The organism is Actinoplanes regularis, from assembly GCF_900188005.1.
Classification (GTDB): Bacteria; Actinomycetota; Actinomycetes; order Mycobacteriales; family Micromonosporaceae; genus Actinoplanes; species Actinoplanes regularis.
Genome location: NZ_FZNR01000002.1, coordinates 143,086 through 155,907, shown reverse-complemented (window position 1 = coordinate 155,907; position 12,822 = coordinate 143,086). Strand labels below are relative to the sequence as shown.

Genomic DNA, 12,822 nt, shown 5'->3' with positions numbered 1-12,822 from the left:
TCGGTCCGCGCCATCCGCTGCAAAGCGTGCCGAACAGCGTCGGGGAGATCAGTGCATCGTTGCTATGGCGTCACAGCCTCCGGCCGGGTGGTGACGGACGGCCCGCTGCTCTGAGCGGTGTCACCGTGGCCGCGCCAGGGTGCGCGTCGGGGAGGGGGAGCGTCACGGTCACCGCCGCGGGGAGGGTGACGGTGAAGCAGGAGCCGCCGCCCGGGTTGTCGGCCGCGGTGATCGTGCCGTTGTGACGTTCGACGATCCGCTTGCAGATCGCCAGGCCCAGGCCGGTTCCCTGGTATCCGCCGCCGGTGTGGGCGCGGTGGAAGTTGCCGAAGATGGCGTCGTGTTGCCCGGCCGGGATGCCGATGCCGTTGTCGGCGATGCAGATCTCGACCATGTCCCCGTCCTGGTGGCCGGTGATGGTCAGGGTGGGCGTGATCTCGGCGGCGGTGTATTTGATCGCGTTGCCGATCAGGTTGTCCAGCAGTTGGCGCAGCAGCACCGGGTCGGCCTCCACCGGCGGCAGTTCGCCGATGGTGAACCGGGGCGCGGGTTTCTCGCCGCCCACGGCGGCGTCCGTGCGTGCCTCGGCGATGTCCGCGACGACCGCGCCCAGGTCCACCGTCGCCGGGGCGACGGCGGCATCGCGAGCCGTGGTGTACGCGAGCAGGTCGTCGATCAACCCGCGCATCCGTTCCGACGCGCGGGTCGACCGGGTCAGGTCGGCGATCGCCTGGTCCAGGTTCGGGTGCGGTGGCAGGTCCGAAAGCGCGGCGAGCGCGACGGTGGTCCAGCCGTCGACGCTGGACAGGGGGTTGAGCAGGTCGTGGGCGACGACGCCGGCGAAGTTGGCCAGCTCGTCGCGGTGCCGGCGTTCGTCGGTCACGTCGTGCAGGATCACGACCGCGCTGCGGGTTCCGTCCCGATGGGGCAGCGGTGTGGCGGTGATCTGTACGATGCGGCCTTCCTTCATGTCCGGACTGCGGACCAGCACGTCCAGGTCCTGGGCCTCCTCGCAGATGTGGGCGCGCAGGTGGGCGATCTCCTCCTCGCTGTACCGGGTGCCGTCGAGGCGGAACAGCCCGAAGACGGGATCGGTGGCCTGGTGCTCGAACCCGCTGAGCAGCTTGGTGAAGGCCGGATTGCGCAGCGACAATTGGCCGTCGGGCTCGACCACGGCGAGGCCGCCGGCCATCGAGTCGATGATCGTGGCCAGCAGGTCGGCGTGGGCGGCCGCGCGCTGTTGCTCCTCGGCCAGCTCGGCCCGCTCGACGGCCAGCTCGGCCATCAGCGTGTTGCGTTCGTCGCGTCCCAGCGCCAGGGCCAGCCCGACCACCATGACCAGGGCGAGGAAGATCTGGACCAGAATGGTCTGGGTCTGCAGGTCCGTGACGTACGAGAACGGACCTTTCCCTCTGATCGTGTACTGCACGGCGATGGCCGCCATCACCGTGTTGTGCAGCAGCACGAACGGCGTGGACAGCCGGGTGGCCACCAGCACGGTGAGACTGAGCAGCACGAACGTCAGCGGCAGTTGCGCCGTGGTGCCGAAGCCGATCAGGTAGGCACCCGTGCTGACAACGACGATCCCGGTGTACTCGCCGATTCGCCACAGCGGGGTGTTGAGCAGGGTCGCCAGACAGTGCCACCACCATCCCCCCACCGAACCGTAGTGGAGGCGGAACGTGGTGACGGCCGACCCCAGGAAGACCCCGGCCGATCCGACGACCAGGATGCTGGCCGTGTACCGGGTCAGGTAGAGCGGGAAGTTCGACCAATCGGGGCTGACGTCGAACAACTGTTCGCTGATCACCCCGACAGCGGCGCCACATAGGCTCGCACCGAGCGCCGCGCCGAGTAGACCCCACAGGTCGGTCGGGGAACGCATCGGCTCGGTGCCGCCGGCGCCCCACAGGTTCGGTCGCCAGTACGACAACAGCCAGCAGAAGATCAACGCCTGGAGGACGCTGGTCACGCCGAAGGCCAGGGCGGCGGTCGGCGACGCGGAATGGGTCGCCTGCACCGTCAGGGTCAAGGCCAGCGGGAGAGCAACGAAGTCCGCCCAGCGGGCGCGCGCGCGTCGCTGGGCGCAGAACCAGACCGCCGCGACTCCGGCAGGCCACATCAGGCCGGTGCCGATCGGGCCGAGCACCGTCTGCCACCCGATGAGCACCGCAGCGACATACACGAGCGCGAACAGCGCCGTTCGCGCGAGAGAGCGTCGGTAATTCATTGCTACCGAGACCTCCGTGTAGGGTCCGACCTCCCCTTATCGGCCCGATTTGACCCTTGCTGAGCCGCCCTGACCGGGGAAGCCACTCCCGGCCCTCGTCAGGTGCGGCGCATTCCTAGAAGAGCTTCCGGACCACCCGGCGGGCGGTCCGGACGGTGGCCTCGGGCAGCGGCGATCCGGCGATCCGGCGCCGTGCGGGGGCCGCCATCGGCGCCCCGGGTTCGTGGCCGCCGGAGTACGCCGCCAGCAGCTGGTCCGCCACCGCCACCCGGCCGTAGCGGGCGTCCAGGGCAGCACGCGCGCCGGGCAGGTCCAGCCGCGCTAAGCGGTCCTTGAGCTGTCGGTACGCGGCGACGATGGCCGCCGGGTCGGTGGTCGGCTCGAAGACCGCGCCGGCGCTCTCGTGCAGCCCGGCCAGCGTCTCGGCCGGGCCCTCGCTCAGCGCCACCAGCACCGGGGTGCCGGTGGCCAGCGCCTCCACGATCGTCATGCCGAACGTCTCGCGCCGGGAGGCGTGGGCCAGCACGTCGTGCTCGTGCAGCAGGGCGGTCACCTCCTCCGGGCCGACCGGGGGGCGCACGGTGATCCGCCCGGTGAGGCCGGCCGCCGCGGCCCGCTCGTCGATCGTCCCGGCGAGCGGGCCGGAGCCGACCAGGGTAAGCGTGAGCTCCGGCTCCTCGGCGGCGAGCGCGGTGAACGCGTCGACCAGGGTGAGCACGCCCTTGTGCTCCATCAACCGGCCCAGGTAGAGCCAACGGTCCGGGGCCTTCGGGGGCTCCGGGCGCTGGGCGAACGCGTCGAAGTCGATCGCGTTCGGGACCACGTGCAGCTTGTCGGTGTGGCCGGGGAAGAAGTCGGCGAGCTGGTCGCGGAGGCTTCCGCTGACGCAGAGCAGCGCGTCGGCCCGGTCGAGCATCTCGGCGTAGCGGCGGCGCGCGCCGGGCTGCGCGAAGACCTTGGCCAGGAACGTGGAGTGCTCGGTGACCACCAGCCGGGCGTCGGGGCGGGCCAGCCGGGCGGCCACGACACCGGCCATGATGCCGGTGTGCGCGTGCACGACCGGGGCCTCGATCCGGCCGGTGGGCAGGGCCGCGCGGAGTGCCACGGTCTGCTCGTCGCCGTACGCCAGATAATCGCCGCCGGCCGGGGTGGGAACCGCGACCCTGGTGATCTCGCCCTCGGGCTCGTCGGAGACGACCGCGTTCCCGCAGCGGACCGCCTGCCGTTCCGCGGCTACGCCCAGCAGTTGCCCGCGCAGCCGTCCCGGCGGGTAGTACCAGCTCTGGGTGTGCAGCACCGAGATCCGCTCAAAACGGTCCCGGACGGCGCTGGTCGACCCGCGGACGAACGCGCCCGCGAACGGGTCGTCCGGCGACGGGTACCAGGGGGTCACCACGGCGAGGTCGGCGGGGCCGGTCCGGCGGCCTGGCTCGGCGGCCGGCTCCAGGCGGGTGTCCAGCCCGTAGACGGCGGCGAGGGCCTCGGCGTCGCCGGCGTAGGTCACGGCCGCGGCCCGGGCCAGGCGGCGGGCCTCCTCGGCCGAGCGGACCGGGAGTACGTCGACGGCGGGCGCGACGGCCACGCTGTCCCAGGCGGGGTCATCGGTCCGGGCTAGGGTGACCCGGTGGCCGTCGGCGGCCAGCCGGGCGGTGTGTGCGGCGGCCGCGCGGACCCGCCGCGCGCCGAGAGCCAGGTAGACGACGTTCGTTTCGGGCGGCACGGTATTCACCAGGAGAGGCTAGAGGGTGAACGGAACAGGTCCGAAAGGCTTAGAGGCACCTCGGTTGATCTTCGTGGGCTCGGGTGACCGTACACTCGCGCCATCATGAAGGTTGTCATGCTCGTCGACAACGGCGTGCACGGCGACTCGCGGGTCCAGAAGACCGCGCGGTCGGCGGCCGAAGCCGGTTGGAACGTAACCCTGCTGGGCTGCTCGCCCGGCGACTCCGAGCAGAACTGGCGGATAGGCGACGCCGAGGTGCGGCTGCTGCCGATGGGCGGCGGTGCCGCCTCCGGCGGTGGGGGCCTGCGCCGGAAGCTGGTCCAGCGCGGCGGGCTGCCGCTCGCCCTGGCCCGCAAGGCCCGCCGGCCGGTGGAGCACGCGCAGGTGCGGTACTGGCTGGCCAAGGAGGGTGACCGGGCCTGGCGGCGGCTGGAGCCCGGGCTGTGGAACTACGAGCGGGCGTTCGGCAAGGTCATCGACGAGCTCGCCCCGGACCTGATCCACGCGCACGACTTCCGGATGCTCGGGGTCGGAGCCCGCGCCAAGCAGCGCGCCGCGGCCGCCGGCCGGACCGTCAAGCTGGTCTGGGACGCGCACGAGTTCCTGCCCGGCGCCCGGCCGCGCCGCGACAACGCCCGCTGGCTGCCCGCGCACCTCGCCTACGAGCGGGAGTACGTGCCGGCCGCCGACGCCGTGGTCACCGTCTCCGACGCGCTCGCCGACCTGCTGCGGCAGGAGCACGGACTGGCCGACAAGCCCGCCGTGGTGCTCAACGCGCCGGCCCAGAGCACCGAGGGGGACGTCCCCGACCTGCGGAAGCTCTGCGGGGTCGGCCCGGAGACGCCGCTGCTGGTCTACAGCGGGTCGTCCAGCCCGCAGCGCGGCCTGGACACCATCGTCGAGGCGCTGCCGGAGCTGCCGGGCGTGCACCTGGCGCTGGTGGTGGAGAACCCGTCGGCGCCGCACATCACCGCGCTGACCGCCGCCGAGCGGGTGCACGCCGTGCCCTACGTACCGGCCGACCAGGTCTTCCGGTTCCTGGCCGCGGCGGACATCGGGGTGATCCCGATCCACCATTGGCCGAACCACGAGATCGCGCTGATCACGAAGTTCTTCGAGTACTCGCACGCGCGACTCCCGATCGTGGTGAGCGACGTCCGGGCGATGGCCGAGACGGTGCGCGCCACCGGGCAGGGTGAGGTCTTCCGCGCCAGGGACGCCGCCGACCTCGCCCGGGCGGTACGCGCTATTCTCGCTGACCCGAAGCGTTACCGGGCGGTCTACGACGGGCCGGACAGCCCGTTGCCAGGCTGGACGTGGGAAGCGCAGGCGGACCGTCTGAACACTCTTTATCAGGAGCTTCTGGCATGAGCGAGCTTGCGAGTGAATCGGCTGGCTCAGTGGTCAGCCGCCCCGATGTCACCGTTGTGATCGCGGTGTACAACACCATGCCGTACCTGACCGAGTGTCTGAACTCGCTGGTGCGGCAGACCATCGGGGCCGAGCGGATGCAGATCGTCGCGGTCGACGACGGCTCCACCGACCGCAGCGGCGCCGAACTGGACCGTTTCGCGCGCCGCCACCCCGGCCTGTTCACCGTCCTGCACCAGACCAACTCCGGTGGCCCGGCGGCGCCGTTCAACCGCGGGATCGACGCGGCGACCGGCCGCTACGTGTTCTTCATCGGCGCCGACGACCTGCTCGGCCCGGAAGCCCTGGAACGGCTGGTGACGGCGGCCGACGAGTACGAGTCGGACGTGGTGCTCGGCCGGGTGGTCGGCGTCAACAGCCGGCACATCTACCAGGACATCTACCAGAAGAGCGAGAAGGACGTCGACCTGTTCGACTCGCCGCTGCCGCGCTCGCTGGCGAACACCAAGCTGTTCCGGCGTGAGCTGCTGGAGCAGCACGCGATCCGCTACCCGGAGGACATGCGGATCGGCAGCGACCTGCCGTTCACGCTGGCCGCCTGCTATCACGCGCGGCGGATCTCGGTGCTCGCGGACTACGACTACTACTTCGCGGTACGCCGGTTCAGCGCCACCAACATCACCTACCTGAGCCGGCACGGGCTGCGCATCGAGACGGTCGACAAGATCATGACGTTCGTGGCGGACCTGATCGAGCCCGGCCGGCGCCGCGACGCGATCATGGTGCACCGCTTCGACCACGAGGTCGCCCGGCTCCTCGAGGACGACGTGCTGCGCCTGGACCGGCCGACCCAGGAGCAGCTGCACCGGACGGTGGCCCGGCTCAGCGAGGCTTACCTGACCGACTGGATCGCCGAGCGGCTCGGCCCGGAGACCCGGATCCGGCTCGCGGTGGCCCGGCACGGCGACCTCGACGACCTGCTCGCGGTGATCCGCCAGGACGCTGCCGAGGGTGTCCCGCCCACGGTCGAGCGTGACGGCCGCCGCTACGCGGCCTACCCGGGCTTCGGGCGGCTGCCCGACGAGTGCTTCGACGTGACCGGCTGGGCCGACTGGGACGCCAAACTCGACGCGAAGTCGTTCACCTGGTCCGGCGACCAGCTGGTGATCACGGCGGCCGGCGGCCGGCCGGAGAGCGTGAGCGCGGAGGACATCCCGGCGCAGGTCGGGGTCTCCGGCGACGTCGTGACCATCCGGCTCGACGTGGCCGAGGTGCTCGCCCGGTCCGGGGAGTCCGGGCAGCGCCGGGCCGTGTCCGCGCAGCCGGGCCCGTTCGACCCGGCTCGCGCGCTGGGTGCGCAGACCGCGACCGGCGCGGCCGGGGCCGCGGCGGTCCGCGCGGCCCGGGCCCGGATGCCACGGCCGCTGGTGCGGCGCCGGGGCGGCCGGCTCTTCGCGATCGCCCCGACCGTCGACGAGTCCGGCCGGCTGATGATCTCGGTGGTGCCGCTCACCGCGCGGCGGGTGCTGGCCCGCCTCCAGCGTTCGCCGGGGGCGCGGAAGAACGCCGGCTGAGCGCAAGGGCCCTCAGGACACCCCCAGCGAGGTCCTGACCCCTGCGCTGAGCTCGACCGGGTTGTCCGTCGTGGGAGTAAGGGCGTCCTGCTTGACGGTGTAATAGCCCTGAACGGTGTTGACCAGGTTCCAGGATGTGGCGTCGCGGCGCTGCAGGAGCAGCACGTACTCTCCGCCGCGACGGATGCCACCGGCCTGCTCCGGGCCCGACGACGAGTAGACCACCTCGATCGACGAGCCGGGCTGCGGGTCGCCCTTGGCCACCCTGCTCACCTCGGCGGTGGCCGCCGTCTCGGTGAACCCGTCCCGCGTCACCGTCCGGGTCGCGACGACGGTGACCCGAACGATCGCCTCGGCGCGATCCTCGAGGTCGGCGGTCGTACTGAAGAACGGCTCGTCGGACGACGACGACGGCGGTGCCGGATCCCGCAGCACGATCACGCCCGCGACACTCGCACCGACCACGGCGATCGCCGCGGCCATCCCCCAGACCAGGGCACGGCGCCGGACAGGCGTCCGCAGGGGCGTGGTCGTCTCCGCGGCCGCCCGGCCGCCCAGCAACTCGGCCAGCCGGGCCTCGGCCCGCGCCACGTTCTCGACACGGTCGTTCCGCACCGGATTCGCCTCCTGGATCAGTCGCTTAACGCCTGTCATGCCCGACCTCCGTGACGGCTTTGAAAGACCGCTTGAACGCCTGCCGGGCCCGGTGCAACCGGACCCAGACCGTTGACGCGGACAGGCCGGTGAGCGCGGCGATCTCGCTCGCGCCCAGGTCGTCCCAGTACCGGTGGATCAGTACGTCGCGCTGAGCCTCCGGCAGTCGCGCGAGCGCCTCGGCGACCAGGTCGGCCGTCGCGGCGGCCGGCTCATCGGCCGACGACGTGACGGCGAACCTCCGGTACGCGGAATCGCCCCGCCGCACCGACCGGCGATGATTGCTCAGCACGTGGCGGGCTGTCACGAACAGCCAGGCCGGCGAGAGCACCTCACCCCGCGTGGTCCTACCCCAGGCGATCTTGAAGACCTCTGCGGCCAGATCCTCCGCCTCGGCGTCGTCGCCGACCCGGCGTGCGACGAACCGCAGGACCCGCCCGTAGCTCGCCCGGTACAGATCGGTGAACCTCTGCTCAGGTGGATCGTTGCCCATCGGCCCTCCTCGACATGTTCATGTCGGGCGGCGAGCCGATCCTTACCGCCGAGAGGAAATCTTTTCATGCGCCGTGCCTTTTATGCGCCGTACCTCCGAGTATCGCGGCCCGCGAGCACCGGAGCGCGATCCCGATTCGACCCGGCGGCGTCAGTGGGAGTACGGGGGTGAGAGAGTCCGGGCCGTCGGCTTCGGACGCTAAGGGCGGCGCAGGTGCTCGGCCGGGAGGTCGGCGGAGGGTTCGGGGGCGCCCAGGTCGGCGGGGCGGTAGCCCTCCGGGTAACCGGGGTAGGTGCGGTTGCGCGGGGAGACGCCCAGCACGGACGCGCGGCGGGGTGGGAAGAAGCGCAGGGTGTACGCCCGGGCGTGCAGCGCGAAGTCACCCAGCGCGCCGACCCAGCGCGGTGCGGGCGGGAAGCCGAAGGCCCGCAGCATGGGTTCGTCGAGCATGCCGCGGACACCCAGCCGTACGGCGGGGCGCAGGAACGCCGGGAACCAGGCGGCGAAGAGCCCGACCGTGTACTCGCCGATCTTCTGATTGGTCTCCGAGAACACGAAGTGTTGCTGCTCGTAGCCCCGTTTGAACTCGGCGAACTCCTCGTAGCCGGCCGGGATGTCGCGAATCCCCATCCGCTTCCCGACCTCGCGGTAGTAGTGGAACGCGGCCAGCTTCTCGTGCTCGTGCGGCGGCCGCCAGCCGTACCGCTCCAGCCAGTCGATCGGGTCGTAGACGAACGTCGACAGTACGTACAGCATGTCGTCGTTGCTGATCGCGAAGCGTCCGTGCGCCCGGTTGATCACCTTGAGGGCCTCGCGGCCGCGCGGTGAGTCGTACCCGTGGGCGGCGATCTCGGCCATCAGCAGGGACGTGTCGTCGTACCGCTGCTGCGGCCGGAGCCGGAACTCGCCCGTCGCGGCGAGCAGCCGCGAGATGCTCGGCACGCAATACGTCCGGAACAGTGCGAACTCCAGGGCCCGGGTGTAGTCCCACGGGAACTCGCGCCCGGCGGACAGCTGGTAGATCTCCAGGTGGTCGCGCTCCGGATCCAGCCCGGCGATCCGGTCGCGCAGCTCATAACGTCGGCGTCCCATCGGTCATCCTCTCCTCGATCACCGGCGTCCGCCGGCACCGTCCCCGGCCGCGTCATTTTCCACTCGGCGTTGATAGCGTGGCTACATGCGGCCGCAACTGTCCGACGAGGTGGCCGCGGCGCTGCGCGGCCGGATCATGTCCGGTGAGTTGCGCCCCGGCGCGCGGATCCGGCTGGAGGAGGTCGCCGCCCAGCTCGGAGTCAGCATCACGCCGGTCCGCGAGGCGCTGCTCACCCTGCGCGGCGAGGACATGGTCGAGCTGGAGCCCCGCAAGGGATACGTCGTCGCACCACTGTCCGAGCAGGACGTCGTCGACCTGTTCCGGTTGCAGGGCGACATCGCGGGGGAGCTGGCCGCGCGGCTCGCCGAGCGGATCACCGGCACCGAACGCGACGAGCTGGCGCTGGCCGACCGGGCGTTGCAGCGGGCCGCCCGCACCCGCAAGGTGGGCGAGATCGAGCAGCTGGAGTACGAATTCCACCGGACCATCAACCGGATGGCGCAGGCCCGGAAGTTGAGCTGGTTCCTGCACGTGGCGACGCGGTATACGCCGGCCCGTTTCTACGCCGCCGACTCGGGCTGGCGGGAGGCCATGCGGGCCGATCATCAGGCGTTGCTGGCGGCGTTCGCGGCGAAGGACCCGGGGGCGGCCCGTGCGGCGATGGCCCGGCACTTCACCGACGGCGCCGACCTGCTGGTCAAGCACCTTCGTGGCCTGGGGATCTGGGACTGACAGCCGCCCCGCCCCGAACGACGGCGATCCCCACCGCGCCGCGTGTTGACCGTGTGGTGTCGGCCTGTGTTGCGGTCGCGGTGGTTCTGCGGCCTTGATTGGCTGCCATGGGCGTGGCGGCGCCGCGTGTTGATCGTGTGGTGTCGGCCCGTGTTGCGGTCGCGGTGGTTCTGCGGCCTTCATCGGCCGCCACGGGCGTGGCGCATTTTGAACAGGCGCACGGCGCGTGCCAGGACGGCCGGATCCCGGTCGAAGGTCATCAGGGCCATCGGCGCCGGGAACCGCCGCCACGCCACCGACTGCGCCCGGCTGAACTCGCGCAGCCCGTCCGCGCCGTGGATCCGGCCGAATCCGGAGTCGCCGCTCCCGCCGAACGGCAGCGCGGGGATCGCGGCGAACCCCAGCACCGAGTTGATCGACGCGGCGCCGGCGCGCAGCCGCCGGGCCAGCCCGATCGCCTTGCGGCGATCGCCGGAGAAGACCGACGCGGCGAGGCCGTAGCGGGAGGCGTTCGTCAGGCGTACGGCCTGGTCCAGGTCGTCGACCGGGTTGACCACCAGGGTCGGGCCGAACGTCTCGGCGGTGACGGCCGTGGAATCCTCCGGCACGTCGGTGAGGACGACCGGGCTGATGTACGGCGGTCGCACCGACTCGACGCCACCGACGACCGCCCGGCCACCCCGGTCGATCGCGTCCCGCACGTGCCGCCGGACGATCTCCGGCTGCTCCGGGGTGGTCATCCGGCCGTACGGCGAACTCTCTTGATCTCCGGGCCGCAGGTCTTCGGCGATCGCCGCGAGCTTGGCCAGGAACGCCTGGTGGACACCGCGCTCGACGTAGATCCGCTCGACGCCGGCGCAGGTCTGCCCGGCGTTGCCGAAGCCGCCGAACGCGGCCGCCTCGGCGGCGGCGTCCAGATCCGCGTCCGCGGCCACGATCATCGCGTCCTTACCGCCGCCCTCGACCACCAGCGGCGTCAAAGTCTCCGCGCAGGCGGCCATGACCTTCCGCGCGGTCGCCGCCGAGCCGGTGAAGGCGATCTTGTCGACGCCGGACCGGCAGAGCGCCGCGCCGGTCTCCCCGGCACCGGTCACCACCTGCAGCACCGGCTGCTCCGGGACCGATTCTGACCATGCCTCGGCCAGCCAGAGGCCGGTCCTGGGGGTGTGCTCGCTGGGTTTGAAGACGACCGCGTTGCCGGCGGCGAGGGCGTAGGAGATCGAGCCGAGCGGCGTGTAGACCGGATAGTTCCACGGGCCGATCGCGCCGATCACGCCGAGCGGCCGGTATTCGAGCGCGGCGCCGTGATCGGCGGCGAGCAGGCCGGAACGGACCCGGCGGCGCCGCAGCACGCGCCGGGCGTTGCGGGCGGCCCAGTCCAGGTGCTCCACGGCGAGCATCACCTCGAGGAGGGCGTCGCCGTGCGGCTTGCCGGTCTCGGCGCGGATCACGTCGGCGAGACCGTCGCAGTGGGCGGCGAGGTGCCGCTTCCAGCGCAGCAGGCGCGTTCCTCGATCTTGGAAGCTGAGGCCGGACCACCAGGCGGCCGCTTCACGGGCCTGGCTCACCGCGGCTGCCACGTCGGCCATGTGACGTCTCCTCGAGCTCGCTAGATTTGATATTTGATATGTTACGTTCGATGTCAATCCCCAGGTGATCACAGGAAAGGGATTGATATGGATCTTGACTTTACGGATGAGCAGCGCGACTTCGCGGCGGCGGTCGCCGACTTCTGCAAGCGGGAGCAGTGGGTCACGCACCCGCACGATCAGACCGTCTACGAGAAGATGGCGGCGCTCGGCTGGCTCGGCGTGACCGAGTCGTGTCTGGTCGACACGTGCCTGTTTCTGGAGCAGACGGCGTACGGGATGGCGCCCATCGGCGGTTTCGCCACCTCGGCCATCGTGGCCGGTGCGGTGCGGCGGTTCGGCAGCGAGCAGCAGCAGGCGACGGTGTGCGGCGGCCTCGCCGACGGGCGTACCTTCTCGATCGCGATGTCCGAACCGGAGGCCGGAAGCGACGTCGCCGCCCTCGCCTGCCGGGCCACACCCGGCGCGGACGGCACCTGGGTGATCAACGGGCAGAAGACGTGGTGCTCCAACGCCCACTTCGCGGACGCGATCCTGCTGGTGGCGCGGACCTCCGGCAGCCCGGGCGACCACGACGGGCTGACCATGCTGCTGGTGCCGACGGGGACGCCTGGGCTGCGGATCAGCGGGATCGACACGATGGGCGGCCGCGAGGTCAACGACCTCTACTTCACCGACTGCGTGGTGCCGGCGGACGCGGTGGTCGGCGCGATCGGTCAGGGGTGGCGTCAGCTGATGGCCGGGCTCAACCTGGAACGCCTGATCCTGGCGGCCCTGATGCTGGGGACGGCACAGCGGGCCTTCGACGACGCGCTCGCCTACATCCGCGAACGGAAGCAGTTCGGGCGGCCGATCGGGACGTTCCAGGTGCAGCGGCACCGGATCGCGGACCTGGCCACCGAGATCGAGTGTTGCCGGCTGCTGGTCTACCGGGTGGCCGCGCTGGCCGATCGGGAGCCGGGGCGGGTGCTGGCGCGGGAGAGCTCGATGGCCAAGCTGAAGACGACGGAGGTGGCGAAGGAGGTCGCGCTGGCCGGCATGCAGATGATGGGCGGCTACGGGTATGCGACCGAGTACGACATGGAGCGGCATGTCCGGGCCACGCTGGTCTCGACCATCTACGGCGGGACGAGCGAGATCCAGCGGGACATCATCGGCAAGACGTACGGCCTCTGACACCCCGGCCAGGACCGCCGAGCGGCCCGGCCGGGATCCTCGCCGGGGTCAGTTGGTGGTCCGGGTGGGTTGGCCGGGGTCAGTTGGTGGTCCGGGTGGGTTGGCCGGGGTCAGTTGGTGGGCCGGGTGGGTTGGCCGGGGTCAGTTGGTGGTCCGGGTGGGTTGGCCGGGGTCAGTTGGTGGGCCC

At 71.5% G+C, this 12,822-nt stretch carries 10 protein-coding genes; 4 read left to right on the top strand and 6 right to left on the bottom strand.

Annotated elements, in window-relative coordinates; translation table 11 throughout:
• Window positions 1-70: 70 nt before the first annotated feature.
• Both CHC09_RS05915 and CHC09_RS05910 read right to left on the bottom strand, forming a co-directional pair.
• Window positions 71-2,230 carry an ATP-binding protein gene (locus CHC09_RS05915; protein WP_089291971.1) on the bottom strand — a complete coding sequence of 720 codons (2,160 nt, stop codon included), beginning with the start codon at window positions 2,228-2,230 and terminating at the stop codon, window positions 71-73.
• Between the two features lie 115 nt (window positions 2,231-2,345).
• Window positions 2,346-3,959, bottom strand: coding sequence for a glycosyltransferase family 4 protein (locus tag CHC09_RS05910; protein WP_143232216.1), 1,614 nt, complete (start codon window positions 3,957-3,959; stop codon window positions 2,346-2,348).
• Between the two features lie 108 nt (window positions 3,960-4,067).
• Here CHC09_RS05910 and CHC09_RS05905 point away from each other — a divergent pair, with 108 nt between their 5' ends.
• On the top strand, window positions 4,068-5,324 hold the full coding sequence (locus tag CHC09_RS05905; RefSeq protein WP_089291969.1) for a glycosyltransferase family 4 protein: 1,257 nt from the start codon (window positions 4,068-4,070) through the stop codon (window positions 5,322-5,324).
• The gene (locus tag CHC09_RS05900; RefSeq protein ID WP_089291968.1) at window positions 5,321-6,898 is read left to right on the top strand and encodes a glycosyltransferase family 2 protein; all 1,578 of its coding nucleotides are present in this window, start codon (window positions 5,321-5,323) and stop codon (window positions 6,896-6,898) included. The genes CHC09_RS05905 and CHC09_RS05900 overlap by 4 nt, the downstream gene beginning before the upstream one ends.
• A gap of 12 nt (window positions 6,899-6,910) precedes the next feature.
• On the opposite strand, the gene CHC09_RS05895 is transcribed toward CHC09_RS05900, so the two are convergent.
• From CHC09_RS05895 to CHC09_RS05885, 3 genes are all read right to left on the bottom strand, one after another.
• Window positions 6,911-7,552, bottom strand: coding sequence for a hypothetical protein (locus CHC09_RS05895; protein WP_143232215.1), 642 nt, complete (start codon window positions 7,550-7,552; stop codon window positions 6,911-6,913).
• The gene (locus CHC09_RS05890; protein WP_089291966.1) at window positions 7,539-8,045 is read right to left on the bottom strand and encodes an RNA polymerase sigma factor; all 507 of its coding nucleotides are present in this window, start codon (window positions 8,043-8,045) and stop codon (window positions 7,539-7,541) included. The genes CHC09_RS05895 and CHC09_RS05890 overlap by 14 nt, the downstream gene beginning before the upstream one ends.
• A 198-nt stretch (window positions 8,046-8,243) precedes the next feature.
• Window positions 8,244-9,137, bottom strand: coding sequence for an oxygenase MpaB family protein (locus CHC09_RS05885; RefSeq protein WP_143232214.1), 894 nt, complete (start codon window positions 9,135-9,137; stop codon window positions 8,244-8,246).
• An 85-nt stretch (window positions 9,138-9,222) separates the two neighbouring features.
• Here CHC09_RS05885 and CHC09_RS05880 point away from each other — a divergent pair, with 85 nt between their 5' ends.
• Entirely contained in the window at window positions 9,223-9,870 is a 648-nt protein-coding gene (locus CHC09_RS05880) for a GntR family transcriptional regulator (protein WP_089291965.1), read from the top strand.
• Between the two features lie 179 nt (window positions 9,871-10,049).
• On the opposite strand, the gene CHC09_RS05875 is transcribed toward CHC09_RS05880, so the two are convergent.
• Window positions 10,050-11,492, bottom strand: coding sequence for an aldehyde dehydrogenase family protein (locus tag CHC09_RS05875; protein WP_373871895.1), 1,443 nt, complete (start codon window positions 11,490-11,492; stop codon window positions 10,050-10,052).
• A 54-nt stretch (window positions 11,493-11,546) separates the two neighbouring features.
• Here CHC09_RS05875 and CHC09_RS05870 point away from each other — a divergent pair, with 54 nt between their 5' ends.
• On the top strand, window positions 11,547-12,635 hold the full coding sequence (locus CHC09_RS05870; RefSeq protein ID WP_089291963.1) for an acyl-CoA dehydrogenase family protein: 1,089 nt from the start codon (window positions 11,547-11,549) through the stop codon (window positions 12,633-12,635).
• Window positions 12,636-12,822: the final 187 nt, after the last annotated feature.